The organism is Mycobacterium sp. shizuoka-1 (assembly GCF_002723835.1).
Classification (GTDB): domain Bacteria; phylum Actinomycetota; class Actinomycetes; order Mycobacteriales; family Mycobacteriaceae; genus Mycobacterium.
The window spans coordinates 1-18,754 of the sequence record NZ_BEWG01000025.1 but is presented as its reverse complement, the minus strand read 5'-3'; the positions used below and the strand labels follow the sequence as shown (position 1 = coordinate 18,754).

The 18,754-nt window shown below is 68.6% G+C and carries 17 protein-coding genes; 11 read left to right on the top strand and 6 right to left on the bottom strand.

Going from position 1 to position 18,754, the window contains the following annotated elements:
* Positions 1 to 17 precede the first annotated feature (17 nt).
* Positions 18 to 1,553: an ATP-dependent DNA ligase gene (locus MSZK_RS08825; protein ID WP_099247180.1), complete on the top strand. Its 1,536-nt coding sequence runs from the start codon at positions 18 to 20 to the stop codon at positions 1,551 to 1,553.
* Positions 1,554 to 1,669: 116 nt separating this feature from the next.
* Here the strand turns inward: MSZK_RS08825 and MSZK_RS08820 are convergent, their stop codons facing one another.
* Positions 1,670 to 3,274, bottom strand: a complete 1,605-nt coding sequence (locus MSZK_RS08820; RefSeq protein WP_099246962.1) for an NAD(P)/FAD-dependent oxidoreductase — start codon at positions 3,272 to 3,274, stop codon at positions 1,670 to 1,672.
* A gap of 166 nt (positions 3,275 to 3,440) precedes the next feature.
* On the opposite strand from MSZK_RS08820, the gene MSZK_RS08815 reads away from it, so the two are divergent.
* Positions 3,441 to 5,735: a carbon starvation CstA family protein gene (locus MSZK_RS08815; RefSeq protein ID WP_099246960.1), complete on the top strand. Its 2,295-nt coding sequence runs from the start codon at positions 3,441 to 3,443 to the stop codon at positions 5,733 to 5,735.
* The gene (locus MSZK_RS08810; RefSeq protein WP_371411305.1) at positions 5,735 to 5,872 is read left to right on the top strand and encodes a CstA-like transporter-associated (seleno)protein; all 138 of its coding nucleotides are present in this window, start codon (positions 5,735 to 5,737) and stop codon (positions 5,870 to 5,872) included. The genes MSZK_RS08815 and MSZK_RS08810 overlap by 1 nt, the downstream gene beginning before the upstream one ends.
* Before the next feature lie 43 nt (positions 5,873 to 5,915).
* Here MSZK_RS08810 and MSZK_RS08805 read toward each other — a convergent pair whose 3' ends face one another.
* Positions 5,916 to 6,506: a nucleoside/nucleotide kinase family protein gene (locus tag MSZK_RS08805; RefSeq protein WP_371411307.1), complete on the bottom strand. Its 591-nt coding sequence runs from the start codon at positions 6,504 to 6,506 to the stop codon at positions 5,916 to 5,918.
* 116 nt (positions 6,507 to 6,622) lie between these two features.
* On the opposite strand from MSZK_RS08805, the gene MSZK_RS08800 reads away from it, so the two are divergent.
* The 3 genes from MSZK_RS08800 (at position 6,623) to MSZK_RS08790 (ending at position 10,177) form a co-directional block, all read left to right on the top strand.
* On the top strand, positions 6,623 to 7,594 hold the full coding sequence (locus tag MSZK_RS08800) for an esterase family protein (protein ID WP_099246954.1): 972 nt from the start codon (positions 6,623 to 6,625) through the stop codon (positions 7,592 to 7,594).
* Positions 7,595 to 7,808: 214 nt separating this feature from the next.
* Entirely contained in the window at positions 7,809 to 9,041 is a 1,233-nt protein-coding gene (locus MSZK_RS08795; protein WP_099246952.1) for an acyl-CoA dehydrogenase family protein, read from the top strand.
* On the top strand, positions 9,041 to 10,177 hold the full coding sequence (locus MSZK_RS08790) for an acyl-CoA dehydrogenase family protein (RefSeq protein WP_099246950.1): 1,137 nt from the start codon (positions 9,041 to 9,043) through the stop codon (positions 10,175 to 10,177). The genes MSZK_RS08795 and MSZK_RS08790 overlap by 1 nt, the downstream gene beginning before the upstream one ends.
* On the opposite strand, the gene MSZK_RS08785 is transcribed toward MSZK_RS08790, so the two are convergent.
* Entirely contained in the window at positions 10,174 to 11,013 is an 840-nt protein-coding gene (locus MSZK_RS08785) for an SDR family NAD(P)-dependent oxidoreductase (protein ID WP_099246948.1), read from the bottom strand. The genes MSZK_RS08790 and MSZK_RS08785 overlap by 4 nt on opposite strands.
* A gap of 106 nt (positions 11,014 to 11,119) precedes the next feature.
* Here MSZK_RS08785 and MSZK_RS08780 point away from each other — a divergent pair, with 106 nt between their 5' ends.
* Positions 11,120 to 11,746, top strand: coding sequence for a heme-binding protein (locus MSZK_RS08780; protein WP_099246946.1), 627 nt, complete (start codon positions 11,120 to 11,122; stop codon positions 11,744 to 11,746).
* 149 nt (positions 11,747 to 11,895) lie between these two features.
* Entirely contained in the window at positions 11,896 to 13,569 is a 1,674-nt protein-coding gene (locus tag MSZK_RS08775) for a SulP family inorganic anion transporter (RefSeq protein WP_099247177.1), read from the top strand.
* Here the strand turns inward: MSZK_RS08775 and MSZK_RS08770 are convergent.
* On the bottom strand, positions 13,566 to 14,063 hold the full coding sequence (locus MSZK_RS08770) for a hypothetical protein (RefSeq protein ID WP_099247175.1): 498 nt from the start codon (positions 14,061 to 14,063) through the stop codon (positions 13,566 to 13,568). The two genes, MSZK_RS08775 and MSZK_RS08770, sit on opposite strands and share 4 nt — an antisense overlap.
* A 326-nt stretch (positions 14,064 to 14,389) precedes the next feature.
* Here MSZK_RS08770 and MSZK_RS08765 point away from each other — a divergent pair, with 326 nt between their 5' ends.
* Genes MSZK_RS08765 through MSZK_RS08755 form a run of 3 tightly spaced genes read left to right on the top strand, consistent with a single transcriptional unit; the run spans position 14,390 to position 16,650 of the window.
* Complete coding sequence (locus MSZK_RS08765; RefSeq protein WP_099247173.1) at positions 14,390 to 15,073, top strand: PAS and ANTAR domain-containing protein; 684 nt, start codon at positions 14,390 to 14,392, stop codon at positions 15,071 to 15,073.
* Between the two features lie 30 nt (positions 15,074 to 15,103).
* Entirely contained in the window at positions 15,104 to 15,991 is an 888-nt protein-coding gene (locus tag MSZK_RS08760; RefSeq protein ID WP_099246944.1) for a CPBP family intramembrane glutamic endopeptidase, read from the top strand.
* A gap of 29 nt (positions 15,992 to 16,020) precedes the next feature.
* Positions 16,021 to 16,650, top strand: coding sequence for a M15 family metallopeptidase (locus MSZK_RS08755; RefSeq protein ID WP_233211198.1), 630 nt, complete (start codon positions 16,021 to 16,023; stop codon positions 16,648 to 16,650).
* An 18-nt stretch (positions 16,651 to 16,668) separates the two neighbouring features.
* Here MSZK_RS08755 and dmpG read toward each other — a convergent pair whose 3' ends face one another.
* Together dmpG and MSZK_RS08745 are read right to left on the bottom strand one after the other, a co-directional pair.
* Positions 16,669 to 17,679 (bottom strand): 4-hydroxy-2-oxovalerate aldolase, encoded by a 1,011-nt coding sequence (gene dmpG / locus MSZK_RS08750; RefSeq protein WP_099246940.1) that lies wholly within the window; start codon positions 17,677 to 17,679, stop codon positions 16,669 to 16,671.
* Positions 17,676 to 18,632, bottom strand: coding sequence for an acetaldehyde dehydrogenase (acetylating) (locus MSZK_RS08745; RefSeq protein WP_099246938.1), 957 nt, complete (start codon positions 18,630 to 18,632; stop codon positions 17,676 to 17,678). The genes dmpG and MSZK_RS08745 overlap by 4 nt, the downstream gene beginning before the upstream one ends.
* Positions 18,633 to 18,754: the final 122 nt, after the last annotated feature.

Below are 18,754 nucleotides of genomic sequence, written 5' to 3'. Positions count from 1 at the left end.
CGTGCCAATCTGGAGTGATGTTGCTTGTCGATGTCGCGGCGGCGTCGGTCGATGTCACGGCGACGACGTCACGACTGGCCAAGGTCGCGCGGATCGCCGACCTGCTGACCGGTGTGGGTGACCCACGGCTGGTGCAGGTCGTGGTGTCGTGGCTGTCCGGTGAGCTGCCGCAGCGCCAGATCGGCGTCGGCTGGGCAGCACTGCGCTCGCTGCCCGAACCGGCGGCCGCACCGACCCTGACGGTGTCGGCTGTCGACGCGACGTTCACCGAGATCGGCGCCGTCGCGGGCAAGGGCTCCCAGGCCCGGCGCGCCGGTCTGCTCACCGACCTGTTCGCCGCCGCCACCGACACCGAACAGCTCTTTCTGCGTCGCCTTCTCGGCGGCGAACTACGGCAGGGTGCGTTGGCCGGGGTGATGGCCGATGCGGTGGCCAAGGCCTCCGGCCTGCCGGCCGCGGCCATCCGGCGGGCGGCCATGCTCGGCGGTGACCTCGCGGCGGTGGCGGCATCGGCGCTCGGCGGCGGCAGCGATGCGCTCGCCGAGTTCACGTTGACCGTGGGCAGGCCGGTCGGGCCGATGCTCGCCCAGACCGCGACCGGTGTCGTCGATGCCCTCGAACGTCTCGGCGGCCACGCCGTCTTCGAGGCCAAGCTCGACGGCGCCCGGGTGCAGATCCACCGCGCCGGCGACGACGTCACCGTCTACACCCGCAGCCTCGACGACGTGACCGCCCGGCTGCCCGAGGTGGTGGAGGCCGCGCTGGCACTGCCGGTCACCGATCTGATCGCCGACGCCGAGGCCATCGCGCTTCGCCCCGACAATCGTCCGCACCGGTTTCAGGTCACCGCGTCGCGTTTCGGGAAGTCCACCGATGTGGCCGCAGCGGCGGCGGCACAACCACTTTCGGTGTTCTTCTTCGACGTCCTGCATCTCGACGGTATCGATCTGCTCGACGAACCGACGCATGCTCGGCTCGCGGCGCTGGACTCGATCGTGCCCGCCGAGCAGCGTGTCGACCGGCTCGTCACCACCGATGCCGCTGCGGCACAGGGCTTTCTGGACGTCACGCTGGCCGCCGGGCACGAAGGGGTGATGGCCAAGTCGCCGACCTCCCCCTACGAGGCCGGCCGACGCGGCGCGGGCTGGCTGAAGGTCAAACCGGTGCACACTTTGGATCTGGTGGTCCTGGCCGTGGAGTGGGGGTCCGGGCGGCGCACCGGCAAGCTGTCCAATATCCACCTGGGAGCGCTGGATCCCCAGACGGGCGGGTTCGTGATGCTGGGCAAGACGTTCAAGGGGATGACCGACGCGATGCTCGACTGGCAGACAGCGCGTTTCACCGAGCTCGCGGCGGGGTCGCTGGACGAGTATGTCGTCCCGCTTCGTCCCGAGCAGGTCGTCGAGATCGCGTTCGACGGGGTGCAGGGCTCGAGCCGCTATCCCGCGGGCATGGCGTTGCGGTTCGCCCGGGTGCTGCGCTATCGCGACGACAAGAGCCCGGCCGAGGCCGATACGGTCGACACCGTGCGGGCGTTCTACGAGCGGGACTAGCGTTTCGCATCCGCGAGCCGGTGACTATCGTCCGGTCTGGTCGGACTGCCGTTCGATGACAACAGCTTCGGCGCTGGCGGCGATTTCGCACACCCGGTCGCGGGTGGCGCGATAGGTCACGTCGAGCATGTCAGCGACCCGGTGTTCTGTGAGAACGCGAGTTTCCAGCCGTCGGTGGCACGCACCGCGACGCTGGTGTTGCGCCGGCTGAGCCGAATCACCGGGCCGGTGATCGCGGCGCGCGCCTGGATCAGCGCCACATCGGGTGTCAGGTAACGCAGTCGGGTGATCTCGGTTCGCCCTCTGCGCCGACGGGACTGGCGGTCGACGAGCGCGCGGATCGCCTGTTCGTCGGCGCGGCTGACGGTCGAGTGCACCGCCGTCGCGGCTCGCGGCGCGGGCCGGAGGTTGGCCAGCAGGATGCGGGCGAAGAATGACGGTTCGCGCAGCCGGTCGGGCGGATCGATCAGCCCGCGCACGCGCAGAATCCTTTCGGCCACCACGATATCCACGCTTGCCGCCCGCATCGCGGCACGCTGGATGCCTTGGGCCAGTCGCGACGGCCGGTGCACCGCGGTCGGCGGCCGGTCGTTCGCCCGGTTCTCCGACCACACCGGTGCGATCCGTTCGGCTGCGGCGAGGAAGAACCGCCGCGGCAGATCCGTGCCATCCACGCGCAGGCAGTCGCGCAGCTCGAGCGCCTGCAGGGCCGCCATCGTCATACCCTGGCCGTACAACGGGTTGAGGCTGCACAGCGCGTCACCGATGATCACCAAACCCGATGGCAGACGCGCCATCCGGTCATAGCGCCGCCAGACGGCGGCGGTGCTGCGCGAGACCGAGATCTCCCCGACGGGCACCGCTTTGCGCACCCCCGCCATGATCCGCTCCGGCAGCATCTGGGCGGCCGCGTCCATCATCTCGGCGACATCGCCTGGCGGCCTGCCCAATTCCGTGGGACGTGAGATGGCCAGCATCCAGGTGTCGTGTTCGTAGGCCACCAGCAACGCTCCCGGTGCGCGCGGACCCTGATTGACGAACGCCATCCGCTCACGGATCCACCCCGGCGGAATTCGCAACAACTGACTGCTGTAGCCGGTGATGGACGCGACCCGCTGCTCCGGTACCGCACCGTAGCCGTGAGCCGCCAGGAAGTGGGCCGTGCGCCCGGCGCGCCCGGTGGCGTCGACGACCAGGTCGGCCGCCAGATGCGACGAGATGCCGCTGTCGCGGTGGATGATTCGCACACCGGTCACGGCGTCGCCGGCCAGGACCGGGGCCACCGTGTTGCGGCGGTCGAGGATCGTGACGTTTCCGAGCGCGGCGACCCGCCGCCGGAGATGGAACTCCAGGAACGGACGGCTCGCCTGGTAGGCGGCCAACGGTTCGGGATCCGCCAGCCGGCCCGCCGGATTCAGCTCGAACTCGCCGACCCGCACGTAGAGCCGCGACAGGTCACCACCGTCGTCGACGACAGCGCCGGCCGCACCGAGTTCGTCCAGAATCCCGGGAAAGAGCTCGCCGATCGCCTGGGTGCCGCGGCTCAGCAGACTGTGCAGATGACGCCCCTGCGGCACCCCGGTCCGCTGTGCGGCGTGAGCGGGCAGCGCGTCACGTTCCACGACGGTGACCGACGCGTAGAACTCCGACAGCACTCGGGCTGCCAGCAGCCCCGCGAGGCCCGCTCCCACGATCACCGCCTGTGAACCACGTTCGGCCATGACGCGACCCTACCGCGAAATTAAGAAAATTAAGAGAAACTTGTGGTAACACTAAGACCAGCTCTGGGCGCGGCGCGGCGTTTGGCGTTCCCCTTACTGGCGAACCTGTGAATGAAAGGATCACCGCACCGCCTGACATGACACGTCTCGTCAAGGGAGAAACACTGTGGCTTCACCGACCGCCGCGCCGTCAGAACATATCGAGGAGACCAGGGGCGACGTCACCTTCATCCGGACCGACAAGGATCTGCCGCCGGTCGCGATTGTCGACCGTTCGCCGATCACCACCCGGCACAAACTGATCTTCGGCGCGATCGCCGTCCTCGGAGCCATCGCGTGGGCCATCATCGCCTTCTTCCGCGGCGAGACCGTCAACGCGGTCTGGTTCGTGATCGCGGCGATCTGCACCTACGTCATCGGCTACCGGTTCTACGCCCGACTGATCGAAATGAAGATCGTCCGCCCGCGCGACGACCACGCGACGCCGGCCGAGATCTTCGAGAACGGCACCGACTACATGCCCACCGACCGGCGGGTGCTGTTCGGTCACCACTTCGCCGCCATCGCCGGCGCAGGCCCGCTGGTCGGCCCGGTGCTGGCCATGCAGATGGGCTACCTGCCCGGCACGATCTGGATCATCGTCGGTGCGGTGTTCGCCGGCTGTGTCCAGGACTACCTGGTGCTGTCGATCTCCACGCGCCGTCGCGGCCGTTCGCTGGGGCAGATGGCCCGCGACGAACTCGGCGCAGTCGGTGGAATCGCGGCCATCGTCGCCGTACTGGTCATCATGGTCATCCTGCTCGCGGTGCTGGCGCTGGTGGTTGTGGGCGCGCTCGCCGAAAGCCCGTGGGGCGTCTTCTCCATCGCGATGACGATCCCGATCGCCATCTTCATGGGTCTGTATCTGCGGTTCCTGCGGCCTGGCCGGGTCTCGGAGGTCTCCCTGATCGGCGTCATACTGTTGCTGCTGGCCGTGGTCAGTGGCGGGTGGGTCGCCGGAACCGATTGGGGCGCAGACTGGTTCACGCTGTCCAAGGTCACCCTGTCGTGGTGCATCATCGTCTACGGGCTGGCGGCCTCGGTGCTCCCGGTGTGGTTCCTGCTCGCACCACGCGACTACCTGTCGACGTTCATGAAGGTCGGCACCATCGCGCTGCTGGCGGTCGGAATCCTGCTGGCCCGTCCGATCATGGAGGCCCCGGCGATCTCGAAGTTCGCCGAGAGCGGCTCCGGTCCGGTGTTCGCCGGCTCGCTGTTCCCGTTCCTGTTCATCACGATCGCCTGCGGTGCGCTGTCGGGCTTCCACTCTCTGATCTCCTCGGGCACCACACCCAAGCTGCTGGAGAAGGAAAGCCAGATGCGGCTGATCGGCTACGGCGGCATGCTCACCGAATCGTTTGTGGCGATCATGGCGCTCATCACCGCGGCGATCCTCAACCAGCATTTGTACTTCGCGATCAACGCACCCTCCGCCCAGACCGGCGGCGCCGCCGAGACCGCCGCCAAATACGTCAACGGACTTGGCTTGTCGGGCGCCCCGATTACCGGGGCCGACATCTCCGAGGCCGCCAAGAGCGTCGGTGAGGAGTCGATCGTGTCCCGGACCGGTGGGGCCCCGACGTTGGCATTCGGCATGTCCGAGGTGCTACACCAAGTGTTCGGCGGCGTATCGCTGAAGGCGTTCTGGTACCACTTCGCGATCATGTTCGAGGCGCTGTTCATCCTCACCACCGTCGACGCCGGCACCCGGGTCGCCCGGTTCATGCTCTCCGACGCCCTGGCCAATCTCGGCGGCCCGCTGACGCGGCTGCGCAACCCGAGTTGGCGGGTCGGGGCCTGGATCTGCAGCCTGGTGGTGGTCGCCGGCTGGGGCTCCATCCTGCTGATGGGCGTCACCGATCCGCTCGGCGGCATCAACACCCTGTTCCCGCTGTTCGGTATCGCCAACCAGTTGCTGGCCGCGATCGCACTGACCGTCGTCACCGTCGTGGTGATCAAGAAGGGTCTGCTCAAATGGGCGTGGATACCCGGCATTCCGCTGCTGTGGGATCTGACGGTCACCCTCACCGCGTCGTGGCAGAAGATCTTCTCCGGCGATCCCAAGCTCGGCTACTGGACGCAGCACTTCCAGTACCGCGCGGCCGCCGAGGCGGGCAAGACCGCGTTCGGTTCGGCCAAGAACGCCGACCAGCTGCACGCGGTCATCCGCAACACGTTCATCCAGGGCACGCTGTCGGTGGTCTTCGCCGTCCTGGTCGTCATCGTGTTCGTCGCCGGCGTGACCATGGCGCTGCGGGCGATCCGCGGCGGTGGCCGGGAGTTGACCGAGGACACACCGGTCCCGTCGAAGATCTTCGGGCCGTCCAGCCTGATCTCCACCTCGGCAGAGAAGGAGGTGCAAAAGCAATGGGACGCGCTACCCACATCGCACGCCAGATCCGTTGGTACATCCGCACATTGATGGGTGACAGCCATTACGGCCGCTACGTCGCACACCGCACCCGCACCCATCCCGGTGAGCCGGTGCTCAGCGAGGCGCAGTACTGGCGGATGCGGCACGACCAGCAGGACACCAACCCGACCGCGCGCTGCTGCTGACCGAACGCCCAAACCGCCGCATGGGCGGGAAAGTGCGAGTGGTTCACACCATTTCGTCGTTCTCGACGACGCCGTCGCAGAACTCCCGGGTGGTGGCGATCAGCCGGGCGTTGGGTTCGTCCACCTCCTCGACCCAGGCCAGGGCCGCCCCGGGGTCCCGTCCCCCGCGACGATGCCGGGCCACCAGCCGGTCGCGCCGAAGCGGCGCCGGACAGTCGACGTAGTACAGCCGATCCAGCAGCCCACGCACCGGCGCCCACTCGCCTGTCGGCATGCCCAGGTAGTTGCCCTCGGTGACCACCAACCGGCACTCGGCGGGGATCACGTGGCCGGCCGCGATCGGCTCGTCCAGGCTGCGGTCGAAGGCGGGCACGTAGACATCCCGCTGCCGGAACTCGGCACGTGCGCGCCGCAGCGCGGTGACATACCCGGCAGCGTCGAAGGTGTCGAGCGCGCCTTTGCGCTCACGTAAACCCAGGCGGTCCAGCGCCGCATTGGACAGGTGGAAGCCGTCCATCGGCAGATAGGCCGCGCCGTCCACCGCCGCGACAACCATGCCGGCCAGCGTCGATTTACCCGCCCCTGGCGGGCCGGTGAGACCGACCACGACCCGGCCGGGCGTCGCTGCGAGCAGCGCGGTGACGTCGTCGGCCAGTCGGTCGGCAGAAATATCGCGGGCGTAACTGATGGCGGATGGCCTCCGATAGTCAGGTAGGTCGGGGGTGGACGACCACAGGGGCAGGACCTTTCATGAATTCTTTTGGGAAGATACGCAGTCGGGGGATCCTTCGGGCGGCGAGCGCCGTCATCGCTGCACTGCTGGTGTTCGGCGCCACCGCAGCCCTGCCGCCGACAGCCGGCGCCGCCGAGGTGGAGTACCTCAAGGTGCCGTCGCCGTCGATGGGACGCGACATCACCGTGCAATTCCAGGGCGGCGGCCCCAAGGCGGTCTATCTGCTCGACGGTCTGCGCGCCCAGGACGACCGCAACGGCTGGGACATCAACACCGGTGCGTTCTCCTGGTTCAACGATTCCGGGGTGTCGGTGGTGATGCCTGTCGGCGGCATGTCGAGCTTCTACACCGACTGGTATCGGCCCGCGACCGGCAACGGCACCACCCAGACCTACAAGTGGGAGACGTTCCTGACCGCCGAGCTGCCGGCCTGGCTGTCGGCCAACAAGGGCATCAGCCCGAGCGGCAATGCGGTGGTCGGGTTGTCGATGTCCGGGAGCGCCGCGCTGATCCTGGCCGCCTATCATCCCGGCCAGTTCGTCTACGCCGGTTCGCTGTCGGGCTTCTTGAACCTGTCGGCGCAGAGCTGGCCGCTGGCGGTCTCGATCGCCATGGCCGATGCGGGCGGATTCAACGCCCTGGACATGTGGGGTGCCTTCGGCGGTCCGGCTTGGCAGCGCAATGACCCGATGCTGCACATCGGCCAGCTGGTCGCCAACAACACCCGGGTGTGGGTCTACAGCGGCAACGGCAACCCGACCGACCTCGACGCCGGCCTGGGCAACGCCCAGCTTCCCGCACAGTTCCTCGAGGGCCTGACGATCCGGACCAACCGAGCGTTCGAGGGCCGCTACGAAGCGGCGGGCGGGCGCAACGGGGTCTTCAACTTTCCGCCCAACGGCACCCACAGCTGGGGCTACTGGGGTGGTCAGCTGCAGGCGATGAAGCCGGACATCCAGCGGGTGCTGGGCACCTCGCCAACCGCCTGAGCGCAGACGAAAGGCCCGGTCCCTTGTCCAGGGACCGGGCCTCTCAGTGTCACGTTTCGGGGCGCCCGCGGCGGCCAACAGACCTGTTCCCAGACGGTAGGAACCTCAAACCCGACGGCCTAACATTTCCAGCACGGACCCTCGGCGGGTGCGCCGGAGCCGACGGGCTACGGTAACTTCTGAAAACAGCCGTATGCAGATAAGAGGACACCAGATGGACCTGTCGTGGTCGGCGAAAGATCTCGAGTTCCGCGACGAGGTCCGCGCGTTCCTCGACGAGAAGCTCACACCTGACCTGCGCCAGGCGGGCCGGCTGATGACCAGCGTCTACGCCGACCACGAGGCCAGCATGGCCTGGCAGGCAATCCTGCACGAACGCGGCTGGGCCGCCCCCGCCTGGCCGGTGGAGCACGGTGGCTGCGACTGGACGCTGACCCAGCACTACATCTTCAGCCGCGAATCGACACTGGCCGGGGCGCCTACGCTGTCCCCGATGGGAATCCGGATGGTCGCGCACGCGATCATCGCCTACGGCACGGCCGAACAGAAGGACTATTTTCTGCCGCGAATCCTCACCGGCGAGGTGTTCTTCTGCCAGGGGTACTCCGAACCCGAGGCCGGCTCGGACCTGGCCGCGCTGACCATGGCGGCGGTCGAGGACGGCGACGACCTGATCTGCACCGGCAGCAAGATCTGGACCACCCATGCAGGAGAGGCCAACTGGATCTTCGCACTGGTGCGCACCACCCGTTCGGCCCGCAAGCAGCAGGGCATCACCTTCGTGCTCATCGACATGACCACGCCGGGCATCGAGATCCGTCCGCTGGTGATGACCTCCGGCGAGAAAGTGCAGAACCAGATCTTCTTCGACGCGGTCCGGGTGCCCAAGGCGAACGTGATCGGCGAGATCGACGACGGCTGGACCGTGGCGAAGTATCTGCTGGAGTTCGAAAGGGGCGGTGGCGCAACCGCACCCGCGCTGCAGGCGATGGCCGAAGCCATCGCCGGCGAGGCCACCGAACAGCCCGGTCCGGCGGGCGGCGCGCTGATCGACGACCCGGCGTTCGCGGCCAAGCTCGCCGACGTCCGCATCCGTGCCGACGTGCTCGAGATCCTCGAATACCGAGTGCTGACAACCGTTGCCGAGGGGCGCAACCCGGGTGCCGCGTCGTCGATGCTGAAGATCCTGTCCACCGAACTGTCCCAGGCGATCACCGAACTGGCCATGGAGGCCGCCGGACCGCGCGGGCGCGCCTACCAGCCGCACGCCACCCGGCCCGGCGGCCCCGTCTCGGATTTCGAGCCACCCGCCGACGGTTATGTCAGCGGGCAGCCCTGGCAGGCGGTGGCGGCGCTGCGCTACTTCAACGACCGGGCCGGCTCGATCTATGCCGGTAGCAACGAGATTCAGCGCAACATCCTGGCCAAGGCGACCCTGGGACTGTAATGGACTTCAATCTGAGTACCGAGCAGGAACTCCTGCGCGACGGCCTGGGCAAGTTCCTGGCCACCCGCTACGACCTCGAGAAGAGCCGCACAGCGGCCAAGCTCGGCCCCGGCTGGCAGCCCGAGATCTGGCGGGCCCTGGCCGACGAACTCGGCATCCTGGGCGCGGCATTCCCCGAGTCCGTCGGCGGAATCGGCGGTGGACCGGTCGAGATCATGGTGATTGCCGAGGAACTCGGGCGGGCGCTGGTGATCGAGCCGTTCGTCGACACCGTGGTGGTGGCCGGCGGCCTCCTGCAGCGCACCGATCACCCGGGCGCGGCCGGGCTCTTGGAGCGCATCGCGGCGGGTACCGCGGTCGTCGCCGTCGCGAGCGCCGAACCCGGGGCCGACGAGCGCACCGTATCGGCGCGGGCGGTCCGCGACGGTTCACAGTGGGTACTGTCCGGCGAGAAGGTCGTCGTCACCGCCGCACCGCTGGCCACCCATCTGTTGATCACTGCACGGACGTCGACCGAAGATGAAGGCTCCGAACGGGTTTCGCTGTTCCTGACCGACTTCGACCCGGTTGCACCGCCTGCCGGGATGCAGGTTCACGGTTACCGCACCATCGACGACCGGCGCGCCGCCGACCTGACGTTCGAGGGCCTCAGGCTTCCGGAGGACGCCCTGCTGACCGCCGATGCTGCGCCGTCATTGGCGCAGGCGCGCGACGAGGGCGCCGCCGCGGTCTGCGCAGAAGCGGTCGGGGCGATGCGAAAGGTGCTCTCGGACACCGTCGAGTACTGCAAACAGCGCCAGCAGTTCGGCCAGCCGATCGGCGGCTTCCAGGTTCTGCAGCACCGCATGGTGGACATGTACATGGAGCTCGAACAGGCGGTCGCCGCCGTATATCTGGCAGTGCTGAACCTGCAGGCCGAGCCACATACCCGGGCCCGCGCGGTGTCGGCGGCCAAGGCAACGATCGGGCGAGCCGCCCGGTTCGTTGGCCAAAACGCCGTCCAGCTGCACGGCGGCATGGGCATGACCGAGGAGCTGGCGATCGGTCATTACTTCAAGCGGCTCACCGCGCTGCAGTACGAGTTCGGTACCACCGACTTCCACCGCGCGCGGTACGCGAAACTCAGTCGGCCCTAACCGGTTTGGGCGGCCCGCCGGGCGCGTTCGCGCATCGAGGCGATCACGCCGCCGTCGTTGAGGATGTCGGTTCCGGTGAGATAGCCGGCGCGCTCACTGGCGCAGAAGGAGAACAGTTCGGCCATTTCCTGCGCCGTTCCCCAGCGGGGCACCGCAAAGTCGGCCACCATCGCGCCGGCACCGGCTTCGGCCTCCAGCAATCCCATTTCGGTGTCCACCGATCCAGGCGAGACCGAGACGATGCGCAGGCCGCGGCCGTTGAACCTTTCGGCCTGTGAGGAGCTGTACCACCGCACAAAGGTCTTGCTGATGCTGTAGGCCAAGCCCGAGCGCATCTGCTCCCCCGCGATGTCGCACGCCGCGAGCATCTCGGTCAGAAAGCGCTTCTCGTCGGAAAAGGCGAGATCGAAATGCTGCGCCGGGACCAGTTCGTCGGGCAGCATGTGCGAGGCCATCGATGCCACGTTGACGATCACGGCGCCGTCGCCCGCCGAAGCGAAGAACACCTCGTTGACGTTGAGGGTGCCGATCGCGTTGGTCCTCATGACGTAATCGGCCGGGCCCATGCTCGGGCTGACGCCGGCCGTGTGGATCACCGAGGCGACCGGACCGATGCCCGACGCCGTCTCGAACAACCGGCCGACAGCGTCGCGATCGGTGACGTCGCAGTTGATCACGCTCGCGGCGATGCCGAGGTCGTTCAGGGTGGCCGCAGCGCTGTCCAACCGGTCCGCCCGGACGTCACAGAGGACCGGGGTGTGGTCGCGACCGACGATCTTCGCGGTGGCCAGGCCCATGCCACCGGCACCACCTGTGATGATTGAGACCCGACTCATGCCAGGACCCTATCTGGGCGGCTGCCGGGCCCACCGGGACGGGCCGTCAGAGAGTCGTCATCGGCGAAACCCTGACATCCGCGCCGCCGGCCGGTTCACTGGAATCATGCCGAACAAGATCGTGGGTGTGCTGACTCAGGTCGCGGAGGCCGGGGGTCAGATCGTCGGAATCCGCACCGGCACCGAGGAACCGGCCTTCACCGTGGAGCGTGAGGTGGACGGCGTCGAGATCCGGCGGTACGGACCCCGGATCGCCGCCGAGACGGCGGTTTCCTCTGACGAGGAACCGGCCCGTAACGAGGGGTTCCGCCGCCTGGCCCGCTACATCTTCGGCGCCAACTCGGGCAAGAAGAAGATCGCGATGACCGCCCCGGTCGCCCAGCAGAGCAGCGAGAAGATCGCGATGACCGCCCCGGTGTCGACGCGGCGTACCCCGTCGGGCGAATGGGTGATCCGGTTCTTCATGCCCTCGAAGTACACCCTGGAGACACTGCCCACCCCCAACGACGATCGGGTGCGTCTGGTGCCGGTGGCGCCCGAGACCGTCGCGGTGCTGCGGTTCACCGGTTCGATCGGACCCGCCGCGGTCGCGGCACGAACCGACCAGCTGTTGAAGGTGTTGGAGCGCAACGGCATCGAGACCGTCGGCGAACCGCTGTCCTGGTTCTACGATCCGCCGTGGACGGTGCCGTTCCTGCGGCGCAACGAGGTCGTCATCGGTCTGAGCGGGTGATCGCGAGCCGGCATCGCCGGCTGGTCTGATCCGCTATGCGGATCGCTTCCGCGGCCCGGCGTCATGTCGCCGGCCGACACCGAACCCGCAGGTAAACAGCTGGCCACAAGGCGCGCACGAAGCCGGATGTCGGTGTCACAATGCGGGTCGTGTCCACCATCGCGACGCCATCGTGGCTGGCCCCGGGAATCCGGCCCTACCACGCAAGCTGGCTACGGGCCGACGTCCTGGCAGGGTTGAGCACGGGCGCGGTCGTCATCCCGCTGGCGATGGCGTACGCGACGGTCGCCAACATGCCGGTCCAGATGGGTCTGTACACCTGCATCGTCCCGGTGCTGGTGTACGCGTTCGTCGGCGGATCCCGGGTCGCCAGCGTCACCACGTCGTCGACGGTCTCCACGCTGACCGCCTCCACCATGCTGGCCGGCGGTGTGCTGATCGGGTCCGACGACCAGCGCGGCGACCTGGTGACGCTGACCCTTCTGGTCGGGTTGTTCCTGTTGGTGGCCAGGGTGTTTCGGCTGGGCATGCTGGTCGACAACATCAGCGACATGACCCTGATCGGCATCAAGGTCGCGGTGGGTCTGACCGTCATGGCGGCGCAGCTTCCGAAGCTGCTCGGGGTGGCCCCCCACCCGCACACGACCGGATTCTTCCGGGTGGCCTGGGCGGCGCTCTCCGACCTCGGCCGGGCCAGTCTGGTCACCGTGGCGGTGTCGGTGGTCTGCCTGGTCGTGTTGTCCGTGCTGACCCGATTCGCCCCCCGCGTCCCGGGGCCGCTCGTGGTGATCACCATCGGCCTGGCGGTGAGCGCGGTGGTCGCGTTCCCCGCGCACGGCGTCGCTCTCATCCCGACTGTGCCGTCGGGTTTCCCGGCACCCGCCATGCCGCACCTGGATCACCACATCGTGCCCTTGTTGCCGGGTGCGCTCGCGATCGCGGTGATGGCATTCCTGGAGAGCATCGCGGTCGCGCGCACCTCACGGCGCGCGGAGGAACCCCGGATCGAACCCGACCGCGAACTGCTGGCGCTCGGCGCCGCGTCGGTGGCGGGGGCGTTCTTCCACTCGCTGCCGCCATCAGGTGGGTTCGCCCAGACGTCGGTGAACCTGCGCTCGGGTGCTCGCACCCAGATCAGCGGCCTGGTCTTGCTGGCACTGGCCGTGCTGGTCGCGTTCTTCGTCGCCCCGGTGCTGAGCCTGCTGCCCCAGGCCGTGCTGGGCGCGGTCGTGGTCATCGCGGTGACCCGACTCGTCGACGTCGCCGCGCTGCGCCGGCTCTACCGGCTCAATCCACGGGAATGCTTCGGCGCGCTGGGGGTGGCGTTGATCGGGTTGGCGTTCGGGCTGATCCCCGCGGTGGCCGTCGCGGTGGCGGTCACGCTGCTCGTGGTGTTGCACGTGGTGAACTCCCCGCACGTCGTTCAGGTGGTGCGCCACGAGAACGGGGCGTGGATCGAACAGCCGGAGAATGTGGCGCTGATCCCGGCCGATCCCCTGGTGCTGCGCTGCCTGGTTCCGATGTATGCGGCCAACGTGCGCCCGAACATCGCCGCGATCCGCGACGCGGCGCTCGGCGACCAGCCGCCGGGGACCGTGGTGCTCGACCTGGTTCGCCAGACCGTACTGGAATCGACGGTGCTGCACATCCTGGTCGATCTGGATCTCGAATTGTCAGGGGCCGGAGTCCGATTGATGATCAGCGCGCTTCCCGACCGGGCTTTGCGGACCGTGCAGCGCACCGAATGGTGGCAGGAGTTCACGGCCGAGGAGCGCTATCAGCCTGACCTCGATGCGGCCGTGCAGGCGGTTGAGCGGGCTTAACCCGCCGGCGCGGGAACGGGCGCCTCACCGCCGGGCGGCACCGCCGACGATCCCACCGGTCCGGACGGACCCGCAGGCACACCCTGCGGCGGGGCGGCCCCGGCGTCCAGTGGGCGCTGGGTGAGCAACAGCAGCGCGTCGCTGCCCGACACTTGCTGGGTACGCATCGCATGCAACAGGTCGCGCAGATAGCCCAGCCGGCCCTCGGGCGGGGCGTCGGCCGACGTTCCCGGCGGCAGGTTGTCGGGGCTGGACAGGTGCGGCACCACCGCGGGGGCCGCCGCCACGGCGGTGGTGGGGTCGGTGCCGACCGGGGCCGGTGCCGCCGGATCGACCGGAGTGACCGGGGTGGCTGAGGCGGCGGCGTCGGTGGGATCGGTGGGATCGGCCCACGCCGCGGGTGCCGCCAGGAACACGGTCGCGATGCTCGCCGCGCCCAGCCCCAGGCTGACGCGCCGCGCCCACGTGCCGGTGGGGACGGGCTTGCTCGTCATGATTGTCACCGTGTGTCCTCCGCGGTCCCGCAAGGCGGCGTCCCCGTGCTGCACCGGCCGGTGAACGCCCTGTACAGGTGTTTTCGACGCACAACTCAGTTTGTTACATCCGTCACTCGTGTCACGGGAATCTCAGCATCCGCCGCCGCGCGGGCGACTCCGGCGGCTGGGCTTGAAAACGCGGCAGTTCACGGGGTAAAACACTGTTTGCCCGCAGAACCTGGGATGGCGATGGGTTCTGCCTTCATGGCACCCTTCGGCGTCCCGGCGCATGCGGCATGTCGTTCACACGTGACAACCACAGCGTTGTCGGGCGAGGGGTGCCGATGTTTCCGGACGAAGATCCGGCGGAGAGCAACGCCGACGAGACCACCGTGCGCCCGGAGCAGGTGGGCTGGTTTCGGTTCTACTTCGACGACGAACGCTGGGAGTGGTCGGCCGAGGTCCAGGCCATGCACGGCTACGAGCCGGGCACGGTCTCACCGACCACGGACCTGGTGCTGTCGCACAAGCATCCCGACGACTACCAACAGGTGGCGACCACGCTCGACGACGTGCGTCGGCACCATCAGGCCTTCAGCACCCGGCACCGGATCATCGACACCGCCGGCCGGATCCATCACGTGATCGTCGTGGCCGACAAGCTGCAGGACGAAACCGGGGCGGTGGTCGGGACCCACGGCTTCTACGTCGACGTCAGCCCCGCCGAGCACCGCCAGCAGAAACAGCTCAGCGCGGCGATCGCCGAGATCGCCGAGAACCGGGCAGTCATCGAGCAGGCCAAGGGCATGCTCATGGTGGTCTACGGCATCGACTCCGTCGCGGCGTTCGACCTGCTGCGCTGGCGTTCCCAGGAGGCCAACGTCAAACTGCGACTGCTGGCCGAACAGGTGGTCACCGACTTCGTCGGCTTCGCCCAGTCCGAGTCGGCGCCGAGCCGATCGGCGTACGACAACCTGCTGCTGACCGCCGATCAGCGCATCGGAAGCTCACAAACTCAGCCGCAGTGATCCCGGGGCGGCGGGCTCTATGCTGCCGTGATGCTGGAGCTGCTGCGCGCCAGGCCGCTGGTGTCGTTCTTCGTCCTGGCATACAGCGTCACCTGGCTGTTGTGGGCGCCCGTGGTCATCGGCGGAGTGCCGGCCTTCTCGGCGACCACGCACACGCCGTCGTGGTACGCGCTGCCCGCCGTCGTGGTGGGCGTCACCGGGACGGCGTTCGTCATGACCGCGGTGACGCAGGGGCGCGACGGCGTCAGGCGGATGCTTCGGCGGCTGGTGCGCTGGCGGGTGGGCCCGCGGTGGTATCTGATCGCCGTGCTGGCCATCCCGCTGGGCCAGATCCTGGTCACCGCCGCCCTGGTCAGCCCAGACGCGCTCTCGGCGCTGACCCCGACCGCACTGGCGAGCTATCCGCTGTCGTATCTCGCCCACTTCTGGTTCGGCCCGCTGTTCGAGGAGGCCGGCTGGCGTGGCTTCGCCCTGCCGCGGCTGCAGCATCGCTACGGGCCGGTCCGGGCCAGTCTCCTACTGGGCTTGCTGTGGAGTGGTTGGCACTTTTTCCTGTACGTGCCGTCGTGGCTGCGGGCGGGGCCCGTCGACGCGCTGGTGTCGGGCGCCATCTTCGTGGTGTTCACGACGGGCATCACGGTCCTGTTCACCTGGCTGTCGAACAACACCGGCGCCAGCCTGCTGCTCGCGATCCTGCTGCACGGGTCGGTGGACGGCACCGCCACCTACCTGCAGCGGCTGGCCGACCGCCGGGTGATCAGCGCCGACGCCGTCGCGTTCAGCGTCCAGTTCGGCGTGTTGATCGTGGCTGTCGTGCTGGCGCTGGGTCTGCTGATCGCCACCCGCGGACGGCTCGGCTACCCGCGCTACCGCGCCGAGGCCGAGCCGCTGGACGTGACCGGCACAATGCAGACATGACGGGATTTCGCCGACTGTTCGCCGCGCCGATGTGCGCTCTGGTGATCGTGTCCCCTGTCGCCGGCGCCGCACCGGACGGCGGGGTACCGCCGGTCAGCCCGCAGGCCGCCGCGGCCGGCTTCGTCGACGTGCGCTCCGTGATTCCCGACGCGATTGTCGACCTGCGCTATGCGACGCCGCAGAACTTCGTCGGGGTGCCGCTGTATCCGGCCGACGCGCGCTGCCTGGTGCACGAGTCGATGGCGCCGGGCCTGGCGAAGGCCGCCGAGCAGCTGCGGGCTCAGGGCGATGTGCTGGTGTTCTGGGACTGCTACCGGCCACACGATGTCCAGGTTCGGATGTACGACGCGGTCCCCAACCCGGCTTGGGTGGCCAAGCCTGGCCCGTATGCGCGCAGCCACGAGACGGGGCGTTCGGTCGACGTGACGATCGCCGAGCGCGGCAGCCTCGTCGACATGGGCACCGACTTCGACGACTTCTCGGCGCGCGCCCAGGCGTACGCCACCGACGGGGTCAGTGCCGCCGCCCAGGCCAACCGGGCCCGGCTGCGAACCGCGATGGCCGCCGGCGGCCTGACGGTCTACGCCGGCGAGTGGTGGCATTTCGACGGGCCCGGCGCCGGTGTCTCGCGTCCGATCCTCGACGTACCCGTCGATTAGATCCGTTGCACCAGACGATCAGCGGCTGCCGATGAGGTCGAGCGCGATGTCGACGAGCATGTCCTCCTGGCCACCGACCATGCCCCGGCGGCCCGCCTCCTCCAACAGGGCCCGGGCGTCGACGTCGTAGCGCGCGGCGGCCGCCTCGGCGTGCCGCAGAAAGCTCGAATAGACCCCTGCATAACCGAGTGTGAGGGTCTCGCGGTCCACCCGGACCGGCCGGTCCTGCAGCGGCCGCACCTGGTCGTCCGCGGCATCTTCGAGCGCATGCAGGTCGCAGCCGTGGTGCCAGCCCATCCGGTCCGCCGCGGCGATGAAGACCTCCAGTGGCGCGTTGCCCGCGCCGGCCCCCATGCCCGCCAGCGACGCGTCCACCCGGTTGGCCCCGTGTTCCACGGCCACAATCGAATTGGCGACACCGAGCGAGAGGTTGTGGTGGGCGTGGATCCCGATCTCGGTGGTGGCGAGCAGCCGCTGGCGGAGCGCGTCCACCCGGTCGGCAATGTCGCGCATCACCATGGCGCCACCGGAATCCACGACGTAGACGCAGGTGGCGCCGAACCCTTCCATGAGCTTCGCCTGGCCCGCCAAGTCGTCGGGGGTGGTCAGGTGACTCATCATCAGGAATCCGACGGTGTCCATGCCCAACTCCCGCGCGGCGGCGATGTGGCTTGCGGAGATGTCGGCCTCGGTGCAGTGGGTGCCCACCCGCAAGACGGTCGCACCGGCCCGGTTCGCGTCCCTGAGGTGGCGCGCGGTGCCGATCCCGGGGATCAGCAAGGTGGCGATCCTGGCCGAGGTGACGGCCGCCGCGGCGGCCTCGATCCATTCCAGGTCGGTGTGTGCGCCGAACCCGTACGTGCATGTCGACCCGGCCAGCCCGTCGCCGTGCGCTACCTCGATGGAGTCGACTCCGGCCTTGTCGAGCGCGGCGGCGATCGCCGCCACTTGGTCGGTGGTGTATCGATGGCGGACGGCGTGCATGCCGTCACGCAGGGTGACGTCGCTGATGTAGAGATCGCCGGTCATGCGCTGACCCCGGCGATTCGGTTGGTGTGCGCGGCGATTCGCTGCGCGGTGCTCAGCGCAGCCGCGGTCATGATGTCCAGGTTGCCGGCGTAGGCCGGCAGGTGATCGGCGGCGCCGGTCACCTCGAGGAGCACGGTGACCCGGGTGCCGGTGAATGTGCCGGTCTCCGGGATGAACAAGGGGCGGGCCGCGGTGAAGGTCTCGAACTGCACTCGCTGCCGGAGCCGGTAACCGGGAACGTAGGCCGTGACGGCGTCCGCCATCGACTCGACGGACTGCTCGATCTGCGCGTGATCGGCGTCGCCGTCGAGAAGACAATAGACGGTGTTGCGCATCATCATCGGCGGGTCAGCCGGGTTCAGGATCAACAGGGCGCGGGCCCGCCGGGCACCGCCGACGGTGCGCAATGCCGCGGCGGTGGTCTCGGTGAACTCGTCGAGAGTGGCACGGGTACCGGGCCCGGCCGACCGCGACGAGATCGACGAGACGGTTTCGGCATAGGACACCGCGCCCACGTCGGCGACGGCGGCGACGATCGGCACCGTGGCCTGTCCCGCGCAGGTGACCATGTTGAGGTTGGCGGCGTCGAGGTGGCCGTCGACGTTGACCACCGGTACGCAGTACGGGCCGATCGCGGCCGGGGTCAGATCCAGCACCCGCCGGCCGGTGTCTTTCAGCATGGCCCAATTCCGTTCGTGTGCAGGCGCCGTGCTGGCATCGAAGACCAGCGCGATGTCGGCGAATTCGGGCATCGACATCAGCTCGTCGACCCCGCCCGCGGCGACGGGAACATTCATCCGCTTGGCCCGTGCCAGCCCGTCGCAATTGGGGTCGATACCCACCATCGCGCCCATGACGAGCGGGCCCTCGCTGCGCAGCACCTTGACCATCAGGTCGGTGCCGATGTTGCCGGACCCGATGATCGCGACCGGCCATTGCCGTTGAGTTGACATCGCGTCCTCAGCGGAAGCTCAGTGATACGGAGCCTAGTTGTTCTTCACGGGTAGGTTGTGAACGCGTAGGCGCTCGATTGGTGTCATTCCGCCGATGCCGGTGTGGGGTCGGTGGTGATTGT